This is a genomic window from Pseudomonas sp. AN-1, assembly GCF_034057115.1.
Taxonomy (GTDB): Bacteria; Pseudomonadota; Gammaproteobacteria; order Pseudomonadales; family Pseudomonadaceae; genus Geopseudomonas.
On the sequence record NZ_CP139195.1, the window covers coordinates 4,293,625 to 4,315,276 of the forward strand.

A 21,652-nucleotide genomic window follows, 5' to 3' on the forward strand; every position below is an offset into this window, starting at 1 on the left:
CCTGGCTGCCGAAGGCAAAGCCTGGTCGGCCTCTGCGGGGCTGACAGGAACCTTCGGCGGGCTCGAGGGTGAGTTGAATCTGGTTGTAGGGAAAATGCGAGTTTATTTATGAGTCAGGTCACTCTCTTGCCTGTGGTCAAGGCATTCATCGCCAAAGGCCACGGCAGTTTCATCGATGGACAGACGCAGTTTTCGGCGGCTGCTGCTTGCCTTCCGGTAATCGATCCGTCAACCGGGCAGACCATGGCTTCGGTCCACTCTGCTTCGGCAGAGGACGTCGATGCGGCCGTGGCAAGTGCCCGAAAGGCATTCCACGGCGTCTGGGCGGATACCCCTCCCAGCCAGAAAGGCTATCTCCTGAGCAGGCTCGCCGATTTGCTGGAGGCGCATGGAGAGGAGCTGGCCCAGCTCGAGAGCCTGTGCTCGGGCAAGTCGATCCATGTCTCGCGAGCGATCGAGGTAGGGCAGAGCGCGGCCTTCCTGCGCTATTACGCCGGATGGGCGAGCAAGATCAATGGCGAAACGATCAGCCCGTCGTTCCCGTCCATGGCCGGCGAGCGCTATAGCGCCTTCACCCTGCGCGAGCCGGTCGGCGTCGTGGCCGGGATCGTGCCTTGGAATTTCGCGGTGATGATCGGCATCTGGAAGATTGCCTCGGCCCTGGTCACCGGCTGCACCGTGGTGCTCAAGCCCAGCGAATATACGCCGCTGACGCTGCTGAGAATTGCCGAGCTGGCAATCGAGGCGGGGATACCGGCGGGTGTCATCAATGTGCTGACTGGCGATGGCGCCGTCGGACAGCGTCTGACGGCACATGCCGGGATTTCGAAGGTCTCTCTGACGGGCTCAGTGGCCACGGGAAAGGCGGTTGGAAAAAGCGCCATGGATGCGAACCTCAAGCGCGTCACCCTGGAGTTGGGCGGGAAGAATCCCGCTGGCCTGCTGCAGGACGTGGATGCGGATCTGGCTGTTGCCGGGTTGATCCTTGGTGCCTATACCCATCAGGGGCAGATCTGTGCGTCCCCGGAAAGAATCTTCGTGCACCGGTCGCGTATCGACGAAGTGATCGACAAGATGGCGAAAGGTCTTCAGCAGATGAAGATCGGCTCGCCGCTCGATGAGAGCGTCAATTTCGGTCCGCTGGCCAACCGGGCGCATTATGAAAAGGTCCTGGGGTTCTTCAACTGTGCGCACGCTGAAAGCAGCGTGATTTGCGGTGGGAGGGCAATCGAGCGCCCCGGCTACTTTGTCGAGCCGACGATTGTTCTGGCCGGGAATCGTGACGACAGACTGCTGCATGAGGAGACATTCGGGCCGGTGACCTGTTTCCTGCCGTTTGATGATGATGAAGAGCTCGTGGACTTGATGAATGACAGCCCGTTTGGCCTGACGGCAAGCATCTGGACCAATAACCTGTCCAAGGCCTTCCGGATGGTTCCGCGAATCGAGGCGGGTACGGTCTGGATCAACATGCACACCTTCCTGGATCCGGCGGTTCCCTTCGGTGGGGTCAAGGGTTCTGGAATCGGTCGTGAGTTCGGCGGGGCGTTCATTGATGACTATACCGAGCTGAAGTCCGTGATATTGAGGTATTGATGATTGCTCACGGCGTTCCGGCTTGAGCTGTAGCGCTCCTGCATGAGTGGCGCCCTGGGGGGGGGAAGGCTAAAAGCTTGACATTTCATGTGATTGGTCTAGCTTCTGTTGGGCGGTGTGGTGCGCAGGGCTCTCTGGAGAGCCTTGTTCACGCACATGCGCTCGAGGACCGGGACTCCTTGGCAGGACGTGGCTGGCCAGACAGAAAGGGTGATGCCGCTACTGGAGCGATGCAGACTTGCAGACGGCGGTTAGCACTTGGACGAAGATTCTGCCCGCGAGCATGCCCCGTCAGGATGCGCAAGTTTTCCCGGTGTGACGACCCGGCAGGCAGTCCTCACGGCCAACCAGGGACTGGTCGTAGTGGGAGCCATTGTCTGGGGAGGCAAACAAGGTTCGCGAGTCTTTTATGGGCACTACAAGAAAAACAAATATTGCCGGCTTTGAAGAGTGGTGCGGTCGCATCAATCAGGCATGCGGCTGCTTTGCCGCAAAGCCCCTGGGAGTGGGTTTTCAGGGGGCCGTGCGTACGCACAGGAACGGCGCGCTCAACCTGAGCATTGTCGACGCCGCACAAGCCCAGTTGTATCGCGGCGAGCATGAGGTGATGCGCGGAGGTACCGATATCTATTACGCGGGTTTCCAGTTGCAGGGCTCTGCCCGCATGCAGCAGGCCGGCAGAATCGTCACGCTCATGCCGGGAGACATCATCCTGATCGACTCCACTCGGCCAAGCAGCTTTATCTATGGGGACCACTCCCGGCAGCTTTCCCTGGTCCTTCCCAGGCATTGTGTCGAGCAGGGCCTGGGGCCCGCAGATGCTCTCGGTGGCCTGCACATCTCCGCGGACTCTCCACTAGCTGTGTTGGCTGCGCGCCTGGTGCTTGAGTCGAGTCGCCAGGAGAGCATGGACGAGAAGGAGAGCGAAGCTGCTCTGGGCGCACTGGTGAATCTGCTGCGTCCGGTCATAAGGAGCTCCGAGCTGGATACCGATGTGCATGAGCGGATGTATCAGAAAGCCATTCGGTATATCGAGCAGAACATCCGCTCCGAGACACTGTGCCCGGAGTCGCTTGCACGGGAGGTGGGGGTTTCCGTTCGGGGCTTGTATCGAATATTCGCCGGGAAGGGTATGGGCGTTGGGGCGTATATCAGGAGTCGCCGCCTGGATCTCTGTGCGGAAAGCATTCGTAGCGCGGGTAATGGGCAGAAAATTTCGTCTCATGCCTATGCTTGGGGCTTTTCGGACGTCAGTCACTTCATCAATGCTTTCAAGGGGCGTTTCGGGATTACTCCAGGAGAGTATCGCCGGCGTCATATCTGAGCTTTTCTGAATGGGCTCCGGTGTTTTTGGCCATGCCGCCTAAATCCGCCGGCCGGAGGCGAACCAGCCGGTCCGGCCGCCACCTTCGGCCGCGACCTGACGGTGGACAACGGTTTCCGCGAGGACAGCCGGGTCAACCTGCGTCTGCTCTACGCGTTCTGAGTGCGGATTAGGGGCTGTCGGGCGGTGGCCATGGCGCGTCTAGTCGGTATCGCCCGGCGGATAACCGCTAGAATGCCGGGCCTGGGCAATGGTGCTCGCCGCCGTTGCCTGTCCCCCTTCGGGTCGAGCCGATCGACCCTCTTGCGAGGCTGCCCATGAAACGTTTTGTCCTGCTCGACACCGCCGCGATTCCCGACAACGGCGGCGCCCTGTGCCTGTTCGAGCACGGCGACGACTTCGTGATCAAGATCCAGGGCGGCCACGGTGGCCAGTTGATGAACACGCGCATGCACGGCTCGGAAGACGCCCTGGCCGAGATCCCCTGCAAGAAGGTCGCCGCGCGGCCCAGCCCGCGGGTGCTGATCGGCGGCCTGGGCATGGGCTTCACCCTGGCCTCCGCGCTCAGGCACCTGGGCGACAACGGCGAGGTGGTGGTGGCCGAGCTGGTGCCCGGGGTGATCGAGTGGAACCGCGGCCCGCTGGGCGAGAAGTCCGGCTACCCGCTGCGCGACCCGCGCGCCCGGGTGGTCAACGAGGATGTCGCCAGAGTGCTGCAGGCCGAGCCGCAGGGCTTCGATGCGATCATGCTGGACGTCGACAACGGCCCCGAGGGGCTGACCCAGCAGGCCAACAACTGGCTGTATTCCCTCGACGGCCTGAACGCCTGCGCCCGCGCCCTGCGTCCGCGCGGCATCCTTGCCGTGTGGTCGGCCAGCGCCGACCGTGCCTTCTCCGCCCGCCTGGGCAAGGCCGGCTTCAAGGCCGAGGAGGTCAAGGTCTACGCCCACGGCAACAAGGGCACCCGCCACACCATCTGGATAGCGGAAAAGCGCCAGGGCTGAGCGGGCGCGGCGCCGCTGGTCCTGTCGGCTTTCGTGTCGGGCGATCCGCGACTTTACTTCCCGGGGCGTGGCCTGCGACCGGCCATGCCGTCTGGCCGCGGTATCCGGACGCCAGGCGAACCGGGGCCGTGCACGGCCCGGAGGTGTGACGATGAATGTCCGCAAAGACAGCCTCGGCAACCCGCTGAGCGGGGCGCAGCCATCCAGCGTGCAGCACTACGAGCAGGCGCTGCACCAGTTCCAGTGCTACTGCGGCGATCCGCTGGCGACGATCGACGCCGCCATCGCCGAGCGTCCCGATTTCGTCATGGGCCGGGTACTGCACGCCTGGCTCCATCTGCTGGGCACCGAGCCACTCGGGCTGCCGGTGGCGCGCGACGACCTGGAGCAGGCGCGCCAGTGGCCGGCCAACCCGCGCGAGCAGGCGCATCTGGCCGCCATCGGCCGGCTGGTCGACGGGCACTGGCATGCGGCGCGGCGCATCCTCGAGGACCTGACCCTCGACCATCCCCTCGACGGCCTCGGCCTGCTGGCCGGCCATGTCCTCGACTTCTACGTCGGCGATGCGCGCATGCTGCGCGACCGCATCACCCGCGCCTTTCCCGCCTGGTCGCCGGCGATGCCGGGCTACCACGCGCTGCTTGGCATGCACGCCTTCGGCCTGGAGGAGTGCGGTGCCTACGCCCGTGCCTCGGCCAGCGGCCACGCCGCCCTGCTGCTGGAGCCGCGCGATGCCTGGGCGCACCACGCCGTGACCCACGTGCTGGAGATGCAGGGCCGCCAGCACGAAGGCATCGCCTGGATGCGCGACCGCCAGCGGCAGTGGGCCGAGGACAACTTCTTCGCCATCCACAACTGGTGGCACCTGGCGCTGTTCCATCTCGACCTCGGCGATACCGCCAGCGTGCTGGAGCTGTTCGACAGCGCCATAGCCGCCAGCCAGTCGCCGCTGGCGCTCGACCTGGTGGACGCCTCGGCGCTGCTCTGGCGCCTGCACCTGCTCGGCGCCGATGTCGGCGCCCGCTGGCAGGGGGTGGCGGAGCGCTGGCAGGCCTTCGCCGACAGCGGCCACTACGCCTTCAACGACGCCCACGCGATGATGGCCTTCGCCTGCGCCGGGCGCAGCGAGGCGATCCGGACCCTGCAGGCCGCCCAGCAACGGGCGATGCAGGGCGATGGCGACAACGCGCGGTTCACCCGAGACGTCGGCGCACCGCTGTGCCAGGCGCTGCTCGCCTTCGTCGAGGGGCATCCGGCCCGCACGGTGGAACTGCTGAGGCCGCTGCGCGGCATCGCCCACCGTTTCGGCGGCAGCCACGCGCAGCGCGACCTCATCGACCTGACGCTGCTCGAGGCCGCCCTGCGTGACGGCCAGCTGGCGCTGGCCCGCGGCCTGGCTGCCGAGCGCGTCGACGCCAAGCCGGGCAGCCCGGCCGCGCGGGTGCTGCTGCGCCGCGCGGCGGGCTGATACGGTCGCGAGCAGCCGGCGCGACCATTCCTATGGCCATGAGGCTGACGGCCTCCGCGGTCCACGCCGGGCTCATGCGCCTGGCGTTGGCCGATTGCCAGGAGTGTGCAGCGCGCTGATGCCGGGTGCCTTGCGCCAGCGGCGGCTGGGGCGAGGCGCAGTCGCCTGGCCGGCTTGCCGGGGCTCGATTCGCGGATCGGCATCCTCCGCCTTCTGACGCCTCAACCGCCCAGCTCCGCCGAAATCCGTGCCGCCGTCAGCAGCAGCGCCTCGCGAAAGCGCGCCTGCGATTCCGCGCTGTCCATCACCGCATCCGGGCCGGAGAGGTTTATGGCGGCGACCACTTCGCCGAGGTGGTTGCGGATGCCGGTGGCGATGGCGGTGGAGTAGTCGGAGCGGTGCAGCACCCAGCCGCGCTGGCGGTCGCCGGCGATCAGTTCCTGCAGCTCGGGCAGGGTCTTGGGGGCCGGCGGCGGGTGGTCGTCGAGGCGCACGTGCAGGTACAGCGCGTCGAGTACCGGCGGGGTCAGGCCGGTGAGCAGGATGCGGCCCATGGCGGTGCAGTGGCAGGGCAGGCGCGTGCCGATGGGGATGTTCACCGACAGGCGCTGGGCGGCGAAGGCGCGGTACAGGTACAGGCTGTCGGTGTGCTCGCGGATGCTCAGGTGGCAGGACAGCGAGGTGCGGTCGCGCAGGGCGTTGAGGTGCGGCAGGGCCAGGTCGACCAGGTCGCGGCTGGCCAGGTAGCTGAAGCCGGCGGACACCACCTGCGGGCCGAGTTCCCAGGTGTTCTTGGCGAGCTTGCGCAGGTAGCCCATCTCCTCGAGGGTGTGGACGATGCGGTAGATCGCCGAGACGCTGACGCCGAGGCGCTCGGCGATCTCGCTGGTGCCGAGGGTGCGCTGCTGGGCGTTGAACATCTGCAGGATGGAGAGGCCGCGCTGCAGGGCGGGGACCATGTAATCGGTGTCGCGGCCGCTGTCGAGGTCTTCGGCGATGGTCATGGTTGTTCTCCGGGCGGGGGCATTTGATGGTTCCCATGCTCCTGCGTGGGAACCCAGGCGCCGGTGTCCGGGGACGCGGAGCGTCCCGGGCGTTGCGCTCCCACGCGTGAGCGCTCGTCGTTATACACAAGTCCCGGTGAGCGCGTCGCGGGCCTCAAAAGCGATGACAAAGTCCCGCAACCGCTGCAGCCCGGTCCACATTGCCTTGGGCCCGGGTGGCCCATCGTGCTTGCGCCCCAAATAGCCGCCCAGGCTGGCTATCAGCATCACGACCTCACCCAGCGAGGGGGGAGTCTGTGGCGGCATGCAACGCTTGGCCACCATGTAGGCGGCCCGCCACTCCCGAGCCTCGAACACCAGCTCGCAGCTCAGACCTGGACAGCTTCGCCCCAACATCAGGCTGTACAGCACCCGCCATGTCACGACCAGGTAAAGCCCGATGCAGGGCAGTAGTCGCTCTTCGGTCTCCAGCTGCAGTCGATTGATCTGGCAACCATTCTTCAGAACGTGGAAGTAAACCTCGATACACCAGCGCACGGCATACCATTCGACGACTGTAACGGCTTGGGCCAGGCCTTCCACCGGCAGGCTTGTCAGCAGCAACCACTCCAACGGCTCGACGCCCTCCGGCGGGTGCTCCTCGCAAGCCAGGACGGCATTGATCATGACCTCAGGCAAGCGATGCCCGACGCGGGACGGTGGTTGCAGCGTGAGACTGGCAGAGCGCAGAGTGACCTGCGCCAGGCGGGCGGGACGTTTCGGGCGCGCCCGTACCTCAACCTCGACTTGCCCCAGGCTTGGCGTCGCCGCCACAGAGGCCCACAGCTTGTCGGCAGCACCGCCCAGCACGCGGCGATCCTGTGCTGCGCGCACAATCCATTGCGCCCGTGTCGTCGCAGCGACGTCTTCATACTCGACGAACCACTCGTACAGATCACCTTCGGCGTCGGCGAGATTGACGACCTGGCTTTGCGGGAGCTGCCCCTGTAGCGCACAACTGCTCTGGTAGCTGTCGATCCAGCGTCGACTTTCCTTCTCGTCCACTCCTTTTCCGCGCCGCTCCTTGCGTGGGCTTGGCTCATCACGCTGCCACCACTCGGCCGCCACCACGCCCAGACAAACCCGCTCCGGTGTGAATGCCACGGTCGGATGGAGTCGGCGGGGATGCTTCTGCCTCTCCTTGATGGTGCCCACTCCCTTGGGGCCCAGATTCACCCACTTGTCTAGCTCGGTCGTGTCCTGGGCTAACAGCACCACGGGGCAGCACTCCATGCGCTGCAAGGTGGCATCCCGATGGGGGGCCAAAACTGTTTCGAAAGTGGCCTTCTCGTTATCGAAGAAACGGTAGGCCGCCATCGTCTCCGCCCAGCTCCGGCAAGCGGTAGGAATGCTGTTGCGTGGATCTGCACCCAACTGCTCCAGCAGCTTGGCGACACGCGCATTCAATCGCTCATCGCCCAGGTTTGCCGTGCGCATCTCTTCCTCAGCCCAGCTCGCGGATGACATCCCTGTACTCCCTCGGAAAACCTAAGATGGTGACTGAACTTGTGTATAACGACGAGCGCGTGAGCGTGGGAGCGATCAGAGGCGGGGCAGATTTGGCGCCTCACAGCAGCGCGTCGATCCCCGCCGGCTGGCCGCCGAACTCGTCCATGGCATCCAGCAGCGCGTCCCAGAAGTAGTTCGCCGAGGCGCGGTCGCAGAGGATGTGGAAACACGGCAGCTCGCCTTCCGGCAGATTGACGATGATGACGTTGATCCGCGCCGCCGAGGTCTGCGCCACCGCACCGACCGGGAAGGCCGCGGGGCTCAGGTCGACGCCGCAGAGCTTGGCCATCACCTCGGCGATGTGCGCGCCGGTGAGCAGCAGCCAGGCGTGGCTGTCCTGGCGCGGCAGCAGGTAGTTGGCCGTCGCGCCGAACTGCCAGTTGGCCTCCTCGGCGGCGATGCGCGCGCCGGCGTCGCGCAGGCTGCCGAGCAGCAGGTACTCGGTCTGCGACAGGCGCGCCACGTGGCTGCCGTCGGCCTGGGTCAGCGCCCGGTTGGGCGCCTCCGGCAGGGCATAGCCGCGCGCGGTGAGGTACTCGGCGGCCGCGGCGCCGCGAAAGCCGACGCGCGCCAGGTTGGTCAGGTCGAGCAGCGCGCAGCGTTGCAGCTGGGCGCTTTCGTCATGCTCGCCGTAGTGGGCGACTATCACGCTGTCGCCCAGGCGGCCGAGGGTGGCACCGGCCTGCTGGCGGTACAGCGGGCTGCGTTCGATGCATTGCTGGGCTTGCAGAGAGGCCATGATCACAGCTCCTGACGTTGGGTTTCGGGATCGAAGAACGGCAGCTTGACCACCGTCGCCTGCACCACCTGGCCGCCCTCGACGCGGATCGGGATCTGGCTGCCCGGCGCGCTCTGCTCGAAGGCGCAGTAGGCCAGGCCGATGATCTGGCCGAGGGTGGCGCTGTACTCGCAGGAGGTCACGTTGCCGCTGATGTCCGGCCCGTTGAGGACCAGGTGGCCTTCCAGCGGCTTGGTCGAGGTCGCCGGCAGGACGAAGCCGACCAGCTTGCGCTTGAGCGGCTGCGCCTCGAGGATTTCCACCGAGCGCTTGCCGACGAAGAACGGCTTGCTGCGCGCGATGGCCCAGCCCATGTCGATCTCGGCCGGGTGGGTCATGCCGTCGGTGTCCTGGCCGATGATCACGTGGCCCTTCTCCAGGCGCAGCAGACGCTGGGTCTCGACGCCGAACGGGCGGATCTCGTCCTTCTCGCCGGCCTGCATCAGCGCGTCCCACAGGTACTCGCCGTAGCGCGCCGGTACGTGGATCTCGTAGCCCAGTTCGCCGACGAAGCCGACCCGCAGCAGGCGCGCCGGGATGCCGGCGACCGTGCCCTGGCGCACGGCCAGGTAGGGGAAGCCCTCGGCGCTGAGGTCGACGTCCTGGCACAGCTTGCGCAGCACGTTGCGCGCGCGCGGCCCGGCCAGATTGACCGCGGCCAGCGCCGCGGTGACGTTGGTGATGTCGACGTCGAGGCGCCACTGCGCGTTCCACTTGAGCATCTGCTGGTAGATGCGGTCGACGCCGCTGGTGGTGGCGCTGACGTAGAAATGGTTGTCGGCGAAGCGCGCGCACACGCCGTCGTCGATCACCACGCCGTGCTCGTTGGTCATCAGCGCGTAGCGCGAGCGGCCGACCGGCTGCTTGGCGAAGGCGAAGGTGTACAGGCGGTTGAGCAGCTCGGCGGCGTCCGGGCCGCGCACGTCGAGGCCGCCGAGGGTGGAGACGTCGATGATGCCGACCTTCTCGCGCACGTGGCGCGCTTCGGCCTGCATGCACGCCTCGCGCTCCTCCGGCTTGCCGTAGTAGGCCGGGCGCTGCCAGACGCCGGCCGGCATCATCTTCGCGCCCAGCTCGACGTGGCGCTGGTGCATGGCGGTCTGCCGGTACGGGTCGAAGCCGCGGCCGGCGACGTGGGCCAGCTTCTCGGCGACGAACGGCGGGCGTGCGGTGGTCACCCCGGTTTCGCTGACGCTGCGGTTGGTGGCCTGGGCGACCAGGCGCGCGGTGGGCAGCGCCGAGTGGCGACCCTGCGACGGGCCCATGCCGACGGTGGAGAAGCGCTTGACCAGCTGCACGTCGCGATAGCCGTGGCGGGTGGCGTTGACGATGTCGCGCACCTGCAGGTCCTCGTCGAAGTCGACGAAGTCCTTGCCGTCCGGGTGCGGGAAGATCGGCCAGTCGTAGTTGACCCGCGGCTCGGCGACGAAGCTGGCCGGCGCCGCGTCCGCCTGCAGGCCGAGGCTGGCGCAGGCGGCGTTGGCCACCTGGGCGGCTTCGCGCAGCACGTTGTCGAGGGCGTGACGACCGTTGACCGAGCCGGCCACGCTCAGATTCTGCGGCAGGCCGCTGAGGGTGAAGGCGGCCTGGGCGTCGTCGTAGCTCAGCTTGCCGCCGGCCTGGCAGAGCAACTGGTAGACCGGCATGTAGCCGGCGGACATGCACAAGAGGTCGCAGTTGAGCTGCATGCCCTTGCCGGCCACCTGGCCCTTGCCGACGATGCGCCGCACGTCGACGCCGCTGACGTGGCGCATTCCCTTCTCGTGAAGCGCCTCGTACACGGTGCTGCCGCTGTGCAGCGCGACGCCGGCTTTTTTCAGCGTGGCGGCGAGGGCGGCATCGTCCGGTTGGGTGCGCATGTCGACCAGAGCGGCCACCACCGCGCCCGCATCCAGCAGGTCGAGGGCGGCGAGATAACCATCGTCGTTGCCGGTCAGTACCACTGCGCGCTGGCCCGGCTTGACCGCGTACAGCTTGATCAGGCGCTGCGCGGCGCTGGCCAGCATCACGCCCGGCAGGTCGTTGTTGCGGAACACCACCGGCTGGTCGAAGGCGCCGGCGGCGACGATGCACTGTTTCGCGCGCACCTTGTACAGACGGTTGCCCTGGATCACCGGCAGGAAGTTGTCGGTGAACCAGGCGTTGCAGGTGGCGTCCTTGAGGATGCGGATGTTCGGGTGGTTCTCCACCGCGTCGACCAGCTCGCGGCGCAGCTCGCCGGCGCGCTGGCCCTCGATGTCGAAGCGTGCCCAGGCCAGGGCGCCGCCCAGGTAGCTCTGCTGTTCGACCAGCAGCACCTTGGCGCCGGCGTTGGCGGCGTGCAGCGCGGCGGTGAGGCCGGCGGGGCCGGCGCCGACCACGGCGACGTCGACGAACAGGAAGGCCTTGTCGTGGTACTCGGGCTGGAACTGCAGATCCAGCACGCCGAGACCGGCCTTCTTGCGGATGATCGGCTCCCACACCTTCCAGATGCCCTTGGGCTTGTAGAAGGAGCGGTAGTAGAAGCCGACCGGCATGAACCTGGAGAACTTGCCGAGCAGGGCGTCGCGGTCGTTGTCCAGCGAACCGGCGAAGTTCTGCCCGGTCACGCTCAGGCCCTCGGCCAGCGGCTGCAGGTCGGCCAGCACGTTGGGTTCGCTGGGCAGCTGCACCAGGGTGTTGGCGTCCTGGCCGGCCATGGTCAGCGGGCCGCGCGGGCGGTGGTACTTGAACGAGCGCGACAGCAGCCAGCGGCCGTTGGCGGCCAGGGCGCTGGCGATGCTGTCGCCCGCGAAGCCCTGGTACGGCTTGCCGTCGAAGTCGAAGCGAAGCGGCTGATCGCGGTCGATCAGCAGGCCCATGGGTGCGGGCAGGCGGCTGTAAGCGGTCATGCGACGACCTCCTGGGGCTTGGCGGGCGCGGCGAAGTCGACCCGGCTGGTGAAGATTTCCTTGGGATCGAAGGTGCGCACGATCTCGTCGGTGACGGTGTGGCGTTCGGCGAGGAACCAGTAGCTGGAGGCGTTGTGCATCCACCACTCGACCACCAGGCCGGCGCGGTTGTCGCTGTTGAACACGTAGTCGGCCCACTCGGCGTCGCTGCAGGTGGCCGGGTCGGGCATCTGCTTGAATTCGCCGCCGTAGGTGAATTCGCTGATGTTGCGCGGACCGTTCAGGGGGCAGGGCATGATCTTCATCGCGGGTTCCTCAGTGGCTGGCGGCGGTGGCGCCCATTTCGTTGACCTGCTGGAAGGTCGAGAAACGCTCCAGGGCGAAGGGTGCGATCAGCTCCGGCGTCCTGCCGCCGCTGGCCACCAGTTCGGCCATGGTCTTGCCGCAGATCGGCGTCGACTTGAAGCCCCAGGTGCCCCAGCCGGCGTCGAGGTAGTAGTTGTCGATGGGCGAGCGGCCCATGATCGGGCTGTAGTCCGGGGTCATGTCGGTGATCCCCGCCCACTGGCGCATCAGCCTGGCGTTGGCCAGGAACGGGAACATCTCGATGGCGTGGGCCAGCAGGCCTTCCTTGAGGTCCAGGGTCGAGCGGGTGTTGTACAGCGGGTAGGGGTCGGAGCCGCCGCCGATCACCACCTCGCCGCGACCGGTCTGCTGCACGTAGCAGTGCAGCGCCGAGGAGCTGACCAGCGGGTCGAGGAACGGCTTGAACGGCTGGGTGACCATCGCCTGCAGCGGGTAGCTGTGGATAGGCGCGCGGATGCCCAGCTTGTTGAGCAGCAGCGAGCTGTGCCCGGCGATGGCCTGCACCGCGCAGCCGCACTTCACCGTGCCGCGGTTGGTCTTCACCGCCACCACCTTGCCGCGCTCGACCACGAAGTCCTGCACCTCGGTGAGCTGGTGGATCTCCACGCCGCGCTTGGCCGCCTGCTTGGCGTAGCCCCAGGCCACCGCGTCGTGGCGCGCGGTGGCGCCGTCGATGTGCCACAGACCGGCGAGCACCGGCAGGTGGCCGGGGTCGAGGTTGAGGGTCGGCACCAGCTCGCGGATCTGCTGGCGGTCGATCATCTCGGTACGCCCGCCGAAGTGCTTGTTGACCTCGGCGCGCTGGCGGAAGGCGCGCACCGTGGCATCGGTGTGCGCCAGGGTCAGCTGGCCGCGCTCGGAGTACATGATGTTGAAGTCGAACTCGTTGGACAGCTCCTTGAACAGCCGCACCGACTCGGCGTAGAACTTCACGCCTTCCGAGGTGAGGTAGTTGGAGCGGATCACCGCGGTGTTGCGCGCGGTGTTGCCGCCGCCCAGGTAGGCCTTCTCCAGCACCGCCACGTTGGTGATGCCGTGGTACTTGGCCAGGTAGTAGGCGGTGGCCAGGCCGTGGCCGCCACCGCCGATGATCACCACGTCGTAGGACGACTTCAGTTCCTTCGGCGCCGGCAGATCGACATCCACCGGGTAGTCCGAAGACAGGCCGTATTTCAGCAGGCTGAACGGCATGTGGCCTCCTCACCGGCCGCAGGGGCCGCATGCTTGGGTTGTTGCTGGCGCGCCGCGGTCACGGTGTTCTGCATCAGCAGGGCGATGGTCATCGGCCCGACGCCACCGGGTACCGGGGTGATCGCCGCGGTCAGCGGCTGCACCTTGGCGAAGTCGACGTCGCCGACCAGCCGGCTCTTGCCGTCTTCCTCGATGCGGTTGATGCCGACGTCGATCACCACCGCGCCGGGCTTGATCCACTCGGCGTCGATCATCCGCGGCCGGCCGACCGCGGCGACCACGATGTCGGCCTTGCGGCACAGCGCCTGCGGGTTCCTGCTGCGCGAGTGCAGCACCGTCACCGTGCAGTCGGCGGCCAGCAGCAGGGCGGCCATCGGCTTGCCGACGATGTTGGAGCGGCCGATCACCACCGCGTGCTTGCCGGACAGATCGCCCAGGGTGTCGCGCAGCAGGCGCATGCAGCCGGCCGGGGTGCACGGGGTGAGTACGTCGCGGCCCTGGCTGAGGCCGCCGACGTTCTCGCTGTGGAAGCCGTCGACGTCCTTGGCCGGGTCGATGGCCTGCAGCACCGCGGTCTCGTCGATGTGCCTGGGCAGCGGCAGCTGCACCAGGATGCCGTGCACGCCGGCATCGGCATTCAGCTCGGCGACCAGCGCCAGCACTTCGGCGGCGGATGCCGAGGCCGGCAGGCGATATTCCAGCGAGCGGATGCCCGCCTCGCCGGCGCGCAGCACCTTGTTGCGCACGTAGACGTGGCTGGCCGGATCGTCGCCGACCAGCACCACCGCCAGCGCCGGCTCGATGCCCCGGGCCTTGAGGGTGATGACATCGGCGGTCACTTCGGCGAGGACCTGGGCGGCGACGGCCTTGCCGTCGATCAGTTGGCCGGGCGTGCTCATCGGAAGATCACCGTCTTGTCGTGGTTGAGGAACACGCGGTGCTCCAGGTGGTACTTGACCGCCTTGGACAGGGCCACGGTCTCGGTGTCGCGGCCGACGGCGACCAGGTCGTCCGGTGCGTAGTTGTGGTCCACGCGCTGCACTTCCTGCTCGATGATCGGGCCCTCGTCGAGGTCGGCAGTGACGTAGTGGGCGGTGGCGCCGATCAGCTTCACGCCGCGCTCGAAGGCCTGGTGGTAGGGCTTGGCGCCCTTGAAGCCGGGCAGGAACGAGTGGTGGATGTTGATGGCGCGGCCCGATAGTTGCTTGCACAGATCGTCGGAGAGGATCTGCATGTAGCGCGCCAGCACCACCAACTCGGTCCTGGTCTCGTCGACGATCTTCATCAGCTCGGCTTCCTGCTGGGCCTTGGTCTCTCTGGTCACCGGCAGGTAGATGAAGCGGATGCCCTCGCGCTCGGCCATCGGCCGCAGGTCGAGGTGGTTGGAGACCACGGCGGTGATCTGCATGTGCAGCTCGCCCTTCTGGTGGCGGTACAGCAGGTCGGACAGGCAGTGGTCGAACTTGCTGACCATCAGCAGCACGCGCATCGGCTGGCTGGTGTCGTGCAGTTCCCAGTTCATGGCGAACTTGCCAGCGACATCGACGAAGCCCTGCTCGATCACCGCGATATCGCCCTTGAGGCCGGCGTTGAAGCGGAACACCGCACGCATGAAGAAGGTGCCGCTGACCTCGTCGTCGAACTGCGCCATCTCGCTGATGTAGCAGCCGTGGTCGGCGAGGAAGGTGGTCACCGCGGCGACGATCCCGGACGTCGCCGGGCAGCTGATCTTGATCACGTACTGGTTCGGAGCGTGTTGCATGTCGAGTCCTCGGGGTATGGAGGCAGCGGTTGCAAGGCGAAAAGTTCGTCGGTGAAGCCCGATTTCATTCCTGAATATTTTTGACTGTGGGGAATATATTTTTCTCTGTGGTGTTTTTATAAGCGAAGGTGGATGGGGCCGTCCATAGCTGCTGTGAAATTTTTTATCTTGAAGGGAATTTTATTCGAGAGGCCTGCCGGCCCTGCCAGGAGTGCGCGGGGCAAGCAAAGTCGGGTGGAGACGAGGCGGGGAAGGGGACGCGGCCAGGGCAGGCGCAGCAACGGCTGGAGCAGCAACGGCAAGGAGCGAATGAATTCGCTCCGGCAGGGGAGGGCAGATGTTCTGTCGTGCGTGGGGTTACCTGGTCGGCCTCATGCGCCGGCCCTGGGCGAGCAGCGGGATCAGCGCCGCTGCAACTCCCCCGCCACCTGCTGGATCTGCTGGCGCAGCCAGCGGCGCAGGCGGTCGGCGTCGGTGCGTTCGTGCCAGATCTGCATCAGCTCGACGCGCGGCAGCTCGATGGGCAGCGGGTGGATGACGAGGTCGGGATCGCGCTCGGCGGCTTCCTCGGCGATGGGGCGCAGGCAGGTGAGCAGCAGGTCGGTGCCGCGGATCAGCCGAGAGGGGGCGATGAAGCTGGACAGCCCGGCCGCCACCCGCCGACTCAGGCCGCGCGCCTCCAGGGCGCGGTCGACCACGCCGTGCAGGTCGCCGGTCAGGGTGGTCAGCAGGTGCTCGCAGGCGACGAAGGCGGCCAGGTCGAGGCCGCCGGCCAGCCGGCTGTTGTGCCTGGAGGCCAGCACCACGAAGTCCTCGCCGAACAGGCGCTGCTGGCGGAAGGTGTCCGGCAGGTTGGCGTAGAAGCCGGCGATGGCCAGGTCGCAGGTGCCCTTCTCCAGCTCCTCGCGCGGCAGCTGGCCGCGGGTGTTGTGGGTGATCAGCACCAGGTTGGGCGCCTGGGCGCGCAGCTGCGGCAGCAGGCGCGGCAGCAGGGTCTGCTCGATGAAGTCGGTGGTGTACAGGTGGATGCGCTCGGCGCGGGCGAGGAAGTCGCGGCCTGCGCAGTGGTCGTAGAAGGCTTCCAGCTCGCCGACCAGGCGCTGCACGGTCGGCGCCAGCTCATGGGCGCGCGGCGTCGGCGTCAGCCCGCGCGGCGCGCGCACGAACAGCGGGTCGCCGAACTCGTGGCGCAGCTTGTTCAGCTTGTGGCTCAGCGCCGGCTGGCTGAGCGCCATGCGCGCCGCGGCCAGCGAGGCGTTGCGCTCCTGGTAGAGCACATGGAAGGCCAGCAGCAGGTTAAGGTCCTTGTTGGCGATATTCATTTGTTGAATACCTCAGATCGAAGCTTTCGAATTATCGAATCTTAGCCGGCGGCCTATGATGCCCACCACACGATCCACCGGCCCCATGGCCCGCACTGGAGACCTCGATGAAGATCCTGATGGTGCTCACCTCCCACGACCGGCTGGGCGACACCGGCCACAAGACCGGCTTCTGGCTGGAGGAATTCGCCGCGCCCTACTACGTGTTCAGGGACGCCGGCGCCGAAATCGTCCTGGCCTCGCCCAGGGGCGGCCAGCCGCCCATCGACCCGAAGAGCAGTGATCCCGGCGCACAGACCGCCGCCACCCGCCGCTTCGCTGAGGACGCCGCGGCGCGTGCCGCACTGGCCAGCACCCTGAGCCTCGATCAGGTACGCGCCGAGGACTTCGACGCGCTGTTCTATCCCGGCGGCCATGGCCCGCTGTGGGATCTCGCCGAGGATGCCCGCTCGGTGGCGCTGATCGAGCGCTTCCAGGCGCTCGGCAAGCCGGTCGGCGCGGTCTGCCACGCCCCGGCGGTGCTGCGCCACGCCAGGGGCGCCGACGGCCAGCCGCTGGTCAGGGGCCGCCAGGTCACCGGCTTCAGCAACAGCGAGGAGGACGCCGTGCAGCTCACCGACGTGGTGCCCTTCCTGGTCGAGGACATGCTCAAGGCCAATGGCGGCCACTACAGCAAGGCCGCCGACTGGCACAGCCACGTCGCCGTCGACGGCCTGCTGGTCACCGGGCAGAACCCGGCCTCCTCGGACGCCAGCGCCGAGGCATTGCTGAAGCTGCTCGGCCACTGACTCGAACCTGCCCACGATCTGCTGCGCGTCGGCCATGCTGCGTTGAAATCGGTTTCGGAATGCTCATTTGCAGCCAGCAAACTCCGCTTCCTCAACCGATTTCGCGGCGCCGCCGAGGCCTTGCCTGGCTCTAGCTCGCGAGATCGTGAGCAGGTTCTAGCCCTTCGCGCCGGCCCCGCCACCGGGCCGGCGCTCCGCTCCATCCCCCGTTCATCCCGGTTCACGAGACGTTTCCGCATGTCCGCACTGTTTTCCCCGTTCCAGCTCAAAGACGTCACCCTGCGCAACCGCATCGCCGTGCCGCCGATGTGCCAGTACAGCGCCACCGACGGCCTGATCAACGACTGGCACCTGCACAACTACGCCAGCATCGCCCGCGGCGGCGCCGGGCTGGTGATCGTCGAGGCCACCGCCGTCGCCCCCGAGGGGCGCATCACCCCGGCCTGCGCCGGGTTGTGGAACGACGCCCAGGCCGAAGCCTTCGCCCCGGTCGCCCGCGCCATCAAGGCCGCCGGTGCGGTGCCGGGCATCCAGATCGCCCACGCCGGGCGCAAGGCCAGCGCCAACCGCCCGTGGGAGGGCGACGACCACATCGCCGAAGGTGACGAGCGCGGCTGGCAGACCATCGCCCCCTCGGCGATCCCCTTCGGCGCCCACCTGCCCAAGGTGCCGCAGGCGATGAGCCAGGGCGACATCGCCCGCGTGCAGGCCGACTTCGTCGCCGCCGCGCGCCGCGCCCGCGACGCCGGATTCGAGTGGCTGGAGCTGCACTTCGCCCACGGCTACCTGGCGCAGAGCTTCTTCTCGCCGCACTCCAACCAGCGCGACGACCAGTACGGCGGCAGCCTGGCCAACCGCAGCCGCTTCCTGCTGGAAACCCTCGCCGCGGTGCGCGAGGTGTGGCCGGAGCACCTGCCGCTGACCGCGCGCTTCGGCGTGATCGAGTACGACGGCCAGGACGAACAGACCCTCGAGGAGTCCATCGAGCTGGCCAAGGGCTTCCGCCGCGGCGGCCTGGACCTGCTCAACGTCAGCGTCGGCTTCACCATTCCCGAGGCCCGCATCCCGTGGGGGCCGGCCTTCCTCGCGCCGATCGCCGAGCGCGTGCGCCGCGAGGCGGAACTGCCGGTGGCCTCGTCCTGGGGCATCGACAGCCCGGCCAACGCCGAGCGCGTGGTCGCCGAGGGGCAGATGGACCTGGTGATGGTCGGCCGCGCCCACCTGGCCAACCCGCACTGGCCGCTCAAGGCCGCCCAGCAGCTCGGTGTCGAGCGGCCGACCTGGGTGCTGCCGGCGCCCTATGCGCACTGGCTGGAACGCTACCGGGTCGCCGAGTGAGGGGAGGGCAAGCGATGACCGTCTATGTGATCGCCCGCGTGCAGGCCAGAACCGAGCACCGTGCCGAGGTGGAAGCCGAGCTGCGCCGCATGGTCGCGGCGAGCCGCGCCGAGCCGGGCTGCCTGCGCTACGACCTGTTCGCCGACCAAGGCGGCGGCGCCGGTTTCTCGCTGGTCGAGGCCTACCGCGACGAAGCCGCGCTGGAAGCTCACCGCGCCAGCGCCCACTACCAGGCCTACCGTGGCCGCACCGGCGACTGGCTGGCGACGCCGACCAGCGTGCAGGTGCTGCAGGCGCTGGATGCCTGCGCGTAACGCGCGGCAGGCAATGGCCGGGCTGGGCGGCGGCTGATCCGGCGCCTGCCCGGCCGGGTCAGAACACCAGTGCGTGATGGATGGGATGCTCCTCCGCGTACTTCACCCGCAGCCAGTCGAACAGGGTGCGGGTGAAGGTCTTGCTGCCGGCGCGCAGCTCCATGTACAGCTCGCACTCCGCGCGGTCGTCCTCGCGCAGCGCGGCCAGCTCCTGGCGGTTGGCCGGTTCGGCGAGCTGGCGCAGGAAGCCCTCGTAGAGGGCGAAGATCTCCCGCGTCCTGCGCTCCACCTCCGCGCACGACTTCTGCAGCGGCCCGCTGGCGCTGGCGATGGCGTGCAGGCGCTCCAGCGCGGGCAGCTCGAGCAGGGCGAGCAGCCGCTCGATGCGCGCATCGCGGGCCGGCTCGCCGGCGGTCTCGGCGATGGCGATGATCGCCGCGAAGTACAAGAGCTTGCGCGAGAACTTCAGCTTGATGCTGCGCAGCCCCCAGGCCTTCTGGTCCACGCAGGCCTTGTGCTGCACGTCGGTGGTGATGGTCCGGTAGTAGCGGATCACGTCGTTGAGCAGGAAGCGCGAGATCGACTTGTCCGGGCTGCCCTTGCAGATGTACGCCTCCATCAGCTGCCGGCGCAGGCGGGCGAACGACACGTCGCCGAACAGGCTGCGCCCCTCCAGCAGCAGCGCCATGCGCCGGGTCAGCGACTGGTTGCTGTCCTGGCTGCCGCCGATGTGCTCCACCAGCTGGCGGAAGTCCTGGGTCGCCGCGCCGCCGAACATGCCCGAGTCGCCGGTCGGACGGGCGATGTGGCGCTCGATCACCTGCCTGATCTCCGCCTGTTCCTCGACTATCTCCACTGTGCTGCAACCGTCGAGCAGGATGAACCAGTCGAGGTCGGACTCCGCGCAGGCCTCGTCGCGCCCGTAGGAGCCGGTGGCCACCACGCACAGGCGCTCGCACTGCGGGCTGCCGGCCAGTGCCGCGTGCAGCTCGGCGCGCAGCTGGCGCAGCACCTCCCCGCTGTGCCGGCGGGCGCGGGCGATATGCGGATAGCCGGCGAGAAAGTCGCCATAGCCCGGGGCGCGTTGCTCGGGCGGCGCCGCGTCCGCCGACAGCTTCGCCAGCAGCGCCCCGGCCTGCGCCTGCTGGCGGCCGCGCACCTGGCGGTAGCGGCTGGCGAGCGGCTGCTCGTGGTCGACGAAGTAGCCGCGGAACTCGATCTCGAACGGCCCGTCGTCCAGCCAGGCGGGCAGCTGCCCGTGCCTGAGCCGGGCGAGGCCGGCGAACAGCGCCGGATGGCGCTCCTGCCAGCAGCGCTCGCCGACCAGGAAATCCTCCTCGGCGAGCGCCGGCGCGGCGGCGAAGAACTGCCGGCAGGCGCGGTCGGCGAGGATGCCCAGCGGCTGGCCGATGAACTGGGTGTAGACCAGGTTCTTGCGCTCCCAGAACTCGTCGAGCAGTGCCAGCGCCGCGGCATCGCGGTGGCTGTCGAGCAGCGCGGCGCGCGTGCAGGCCAGCCGGCACAGCGGCGGCAGCTCCGGCGCCAGGCAGTCGAGGGTACGGGCGATGGCATCGAGGGTGTCGACGTTCAGCGCACTGGCGAACAGGTCGCCGCCCGCCGTGGCGGCGACCCTGCCGCCCAGCAGGTCGAGGAGGAACGGCAGGTCGGCCACCCCGCGCAGCAGGGCGTGCAGCTCGCGGCCAATGGTGGCCTCGCCCCGGATGATCCGCGCCCCCAGCTCGTGGTGGCCGTAGCCGCAGCATGCGCGCAGCACCGGCTCGGCGCTGTGCGACAGCGGCGGGTGGCCGATGTCGTGGAGCAGGGCGGCGATCAGCAGATGGCGGCGCAGGTCGGCATCGTAGCCGCGGGCGCTGGCGACGTAGCTGGCCAGCGCGGCGACGTGCAGGGAATGGGCGGCGCGGCTGCGCTGGGCGGCGGGCGGGAACGGCCGGTGGCTGTAGTCCAGCGCGCCGAGGAAGGCGACGTCGTGCAGGCGGCGGAAGGCATCGGTCGCCATCAGCGCCATCACCAGCGGATCGCGGGCGGTGGCGTCGAGCCAGGCGGCGAGGTCGGCATCCCTGGCGGTCGTGCTTTCACTCCAGGACAGGCTGGCAGCTGTGGTCATGGGCGCGCCGTGGTGGTTTTGGGGGAGGCGAATCAGAAAGCTAGCACAGCGCGCAGGCTGTCGCGGCGAGCCGTCCGGCGATGCGGCAAGCGGCGGTTTGCGGTCCCTCGCGGGCGGCATTCCCGGCCGGTGCCACTCGGTCTCACACCACGTAGAGCTGCACCGCGGTGAAGTGCAGGGTGCTGCCGCCGATCACGAACAGGTGCCAGATGCCGTGCCAGTGGTGGAAGCGGTCGTCGAACACGAAGAAGACGATGCCGACCGTGTAGCAGAGGCCGCCGGCGAGCAGCCAGGCAAAGCCCGCAGGGCCGAGCGATGCGGCCAGCGGCTTGATCGCCACCACGGCAATCCAGCCCATCAGCGCGTAGATCACCAGCGACAGCACCCGCGCCTCGGAGCGCGGCCTGAGTTCCTGCAGCATGCCGACCAGCGCCATGCCCCACACCAGCCCGAGCAGCGTCCAGCCCAGCGGGCCGCCGAGGCTGAGCAGGCAGAACGGCGTGTAGCTGCCGGCGATCAGCAGGTAGATGGACAGGTGATCGAGCTTGCGCAGCACCGCCTTCGCCCGGCCGCGCACGCTGTGATAGACGGTGGAGACGACGTATAGCAGCACCAGGCTGCCGCCGTAGACCGCAACGCTGCCGATCTTCAGCGGTTCGCCCTCCCACAGCGCCTGCACCAGCAGGCACAGCGCGCCGATGCTGGCCAGCACCGCGCCGACCAGATGGGTCCAGGCATTGAAGCGTTCACCGTGGTACATGGTCCCTCCCTCACGCATCCAGACCTGCATGAGGGCTCCGCAGTTGCGGCCATGCACTGCGGGCCGTAGCTACAAGTTCAGCACAAGCCGGGCG

General features: G+C 68.0%; 18 protein-coding genes. 7 read left to right on the top strand and 11 right to left on the bottom strand.

Going from position 1 to position 21,652, the window contains the following annotated elements; genetic code table 11:
- Positions 1–108 precede the first annotated feature (108 nt).
- The 4 genes from SK095_RS20195 to SK095_RS20210 all read left to right on the top strand — a co-directional run bounded on the left by SK095_RS20195 (position 109) and on the right by SK095_RS20210 (position 5,392).
- Positions 109–1,596: an aldehyde dehydrogenase family protein gene (locus SK095_RS20195; RefSeq protein ID WP_320547293.1), complete on the top strand. Its 1,488-nt coding sequence runs from the start codon at positions 109–111 to the stop codon at positions 1,594–1,596.
- A gap of 409 nt (positions 1,597–2,005) precedes the next feature.
- A complete protein-coding gene (gene feaR, locus SK095_RS20200) occupies positions 2,006–2,920 on the top strand; it encodes a transcriptional regulator FeaR (RefSeq protein WP_136490277.1) in 915 nt (304 codons plus the stop codon).
- A gap of 317 nt (positions 2,921–3,237) precedes the next feature.
- Positions 3,238–3,924 carry a spermidine synthase gene (locus SK095_RS20205; RefSeq protein ID WP_136490276.1) on the top strand — a complete coding sequence of 229 codons (687 nt, stop codon included), beginning with the start codon at positions 3,238–3,240 and terminating at the stop codon, positions 3,922–3,924.
- Positions 3,925–4,075: 151 nt separating this feature from the next.
- On the top strand, positions 4,076–5,392 hold the full coding sequence (locus SK095_RS20210) for a tetratricopeptide repeat protein (protein ID WP_320547294.1): 1,317 nt from the start codon (positions 4,076–4,078) through the stop codon (positions 5,390–5,392).
- 221 nt (positions 5,393–5,613) lie between these two features.
- Here SK095_RS20210 and SK095_RS20215 read toward each other — a convergent pair whose 3' ends face one another.
- The 9 genes from SK095_RS20215 to SK095_RS20255 form a co-directional block, all read right to left on the bottom strand.
- Entirely contained in the window at positions 5,614–6,396 is a 783-nt protein-coding gene (locus SK095_RS20215) for an IclR family transcriptional regulator (RefSeq protein ID WP_136489303.1), read from the bottom strand.
- Between the two features lie 120 nt (positions 6,397–6,516).
- A complete protein-coding gene (locus tag SK095_RS20220) occupies positions 6,517–7,902 on the bottom strand; it encodes an IS4 family transposase (RefSeq protein ID WP_320546382.1) in 1,386 nt (461 codons plus the stop codon).
- 100 nt (positions 7,903–8,002) lie between these two features.
- On the bottom strand, positions 8,003–8,683 hold the full coding sequence (locus tag SK095_RS20225) for a sarcosine oxidase subunit gamma (RefSeq protein WP_320547295.1): 681 nt from the start codon (positions 8,681–8,683) through the stop codon (positions 8,003–8,005).
- Positions 8,684–8,685: 2 nt separating this feature from the next.
- Entirely contained in the window at positions 8,686–11,592 is a 2,907-nt protein-coding gene (locus tag SK095_RS20230) for a 2Fe-2S iron-sulfur cluster-binding protein (RefSeq protein WP_320547296.1), read from the bottom strand.
- A complete protein-coding gene (locus SK095_RS20235) occupies positions 11,589–11,897 on the bottom strand; it encodes a sarcosine oxidase subunit delta (protein WP_136489306.1) in 309 nt (102 codons plus the stop codon). Before SK095_RS20235 ends, SK095_RS20230 begins: the two co-directional genes overlap by 4 nt.
- A gap of 10 nt (positions 11,898–11,907) precedes the next feature.
- Positions 11,908–13,149: an FAD-dependent oxidoreductase gene (locus tag SK095_RS20240; RefSeq protein WP_320547297.1), complete on the bottom strand. Its 1,242-nt coding sequence runs from the start codon at positions 13,147–13,149 to the stop codon at positions 11,908–11,910.
- On the bottom strand, positions 13,131–14,048 hold the full coding sequence (gene folD / locus SK095_RS20245; protein ID WP_320547298.1) for a bifunctional methylenetetrahydrofolate dehydrogenase/methenyltetrahydrofolate cyclohydrolase FolD: 918 nt from the start codon (positions 14,046–14,048) through the stop codon (positions 13,131–13,133). The genes SK095_RS20240 and folD overlap by 19 nt, the downstream gene beginning before the upstream one ends.
- Complete coding sequence (gene purU, locus SK095_RS20250; protein ID WP_320547299.1) at positions 14,045–14,911, bottom strand: formyltetrahydrofolate deformylase; 867 nt, start codon at positions 14,909–14,911, stop codon at positions 14,045–14,047. The genes folD and purU overlap by 4 nt, the downstream gene beginning before the upstream one ends.
- A gap of 401 nt (positions 14,912–15,312) precedes the next feature.
- Positions 15,313–16,233, bottom strand: a complete 921-nt coding sequence (locus tag SK095_RS20255; RefSeq protein WP_320547300.1) for a LysR substrate-binding domain-containing protein — start codon at positions 16,231–16,233, stop codon at positions 15,313–15,315.
- Between the two features lie 107 nt (positions 16,234–16,340).
- On the opposite strand from SK095_RS20255, the gene SK095_RS20260 reads away from it, so the two are divergent.
- The 3 genes from SK095_RS20260 (at position 16,341) to SK095_RS20270 (ending at position 18,673) form a co-directional block, all read left to right on the top strand.
- Entirely contained in the window at positions 16,341–17,021 is a 681-nt protein-coding gene (locus SK095_RS20260; RefSeq protein ID WP_320547301.1) for a type 1 glutamine amidotransferase domain-containing protein, read from the top strand.
- 237 nt (positions 17,022–17,258) lie between these two features.
- Complete coding sequence (locus SK095_RS20265; RefSeq protein WP_320547302.1) at positions 17,259–18,359, top strand: NADH:flavin oxidoreductase/NADH oxidase; 1,101 nt, start codon at positions 17,259–17,261, stop codon at positions 18,357–18,359.
- A gap of 14 nt (positions 18,360–18,373) precedes the next feature.
- Positions 18,374–18,673 (top strand): putative quinol monooxygenase, encoded by a 300-nt coding sequence (locus SK095_RS20270; protein WP_320547303.1) that lies wholly within the window; start codon positions 18,374–18,376, stop codon positions 18,671–18,673.
- Between the two features lie 58 nt (positions 18,674–18,731).
- On the opposite strand, the gene SK095_RS20275 is transcribed toward SK095_RS20270, so the two are convergent.
- Both SK095_RS20275 and trhA read right to left on the bottom strand, forming a co-directional pair.
- Positions 18,732–20,798: an HD domain-containing protein gene (locus SK095_RS20275; protein WP_320547304.1), complete on the bottom strand. Its 2,067-nt coding sequence runs from the start codon at positions 20,796–20,798 to the stop codon at positions 18,732–18,734.
- Positions 20,799–20,940: 142 nt separating this feature from the next.
- Positions 20,941–21,558, bottom strand: a complete 618-nt coding sequence (gene trhA / locus SK095_RS20280) for a PAQR family membrane homeostasis protein TrhA (RefSeq protein WP_201485247.1) — start codon at positions 21,556–21,558, stop codon at positions 20,941–20,943.
- Between the last annotated feature and the right edge of the window lie 94 nt (positions 21,559–21,652).

Coding starts and splice junctions, on each gene's coding strand:
- SK095_RS20195 (WP_320547293.1), top strand. CDS start 109: ATGAGTCAGGTCACTCTCTTGCCTGTGGTCAAGGCATTCATCGCCAAA.
- feaR (WP_136490277.1), top strand. CDS start 2,006: ATGGGCACTACAAGAAAAACAAATATTGCCGGCTTTGAAGAGTGGTGC.
- SK095_RS20205 (WP_136490276.1), top strand. CDS start 3,238: ATGAAACGTTTTGTCCTGCTCGACACCGCCGCGATTCCCGACAACGGC.
- SK095_RS20210 (WP_320547294.1), top strand. CDS start 4,076: ATGAATGTCCGCAAAGACAGCCTCGGCAACCCGCTGAGCGGGGCGCAG.
- SK095_RS20215 (WP_136489303.1), bottom strand. CDS start 6,396: ATGACCATCGCCGAAGACCTCGACAGCGGCCGCGACACCGATTACATG.
- SK095_RS20220 (WP_320546382.1), bottom strand. CDS start 7,902: ATGTCATCCGCGAGCTGGGCTGAGGAAGAGATGCGCACGGCAAACCTG.
- SK095_RS20225 (WP_320547295.1), bottom strand. CDS start 8,683: ATGGCCTCTCTGCAAGCCCAGCAATGCATCGAACGCAGCCCGCTGTAC.
- SK095_RS20230 (WP_320547296.1), bottom strand. CDS start 11,592: ATGACCGCTTACAGCCGCCTGCCCGCACCCATGGGCCTGCTGATCGAC.
- SK095_RS20235 (WP_136489306.1), bottom strand. CDS start 11,897: ATGAAGATCATGCCCTGCCCCCTGAACGGTCCGCGCAACATCAGCGAA.
- SK095_RS20240 (WP_320547297.1), bottom strand. CDS start 13,149: ATGCCGTTCAGCCTGCTGAAATACGGCCTGTCTTCGGACTACCCGGTG.
- folD (WP_320547298.1), bottom strand. CDS start 14,048: ATGAGCACGCCCGGCCAACTGATCGACGGCAAGGCCGTCGCCGCCCAG.
- purU (WP_320547299.1), bottom strand. CDS start 14,911: ATGCAACACGCTCCGAACCAGTACGTGATCAAGATCAGCTGCCCGGCG.
- SK095_RS20255 (WP_320547300.1), bottom strand. CDS start 16,233: ATGAATATCGCCAACAAGGACCTTAACCTGCTGCTGGCCTTCCATGTG.
- SK095_RS20260 (WP_320547301.1), top strand. CDS start 16,341: ATGAAGATCCTGATGGTGCTCACCTCCCACGACCGGCTGGGCGACACC.
- SK095_RS20265 (WP_320547302.1), top strand. CDS start 17,259: ATGTCCGCACTGTTTTCCCCGTTCCAGCTCAAAGACGTCACCCTGCGC.
- SK095_RS20270 (WP_320547303.1), top strand. CDS start 18,374: ATGACCGTCTATGTGATCGCCCGCGTGCAGGCCAGAACCGAGCACCGT.
- SK095_RS20275 (WP_320547304.1), bottom strand. CDS start 20,798: ATGACCACAGCTGCCAGCCTGTCCTGGAGTGAAAGCACGACCGCCAGG.
- trhA (WP_201485247.1), bottom strand. CDS start 21,558: ATGTACCACGGTGAACGCTTCAATGCCTGGACCCATCTGGTCGGCGCG.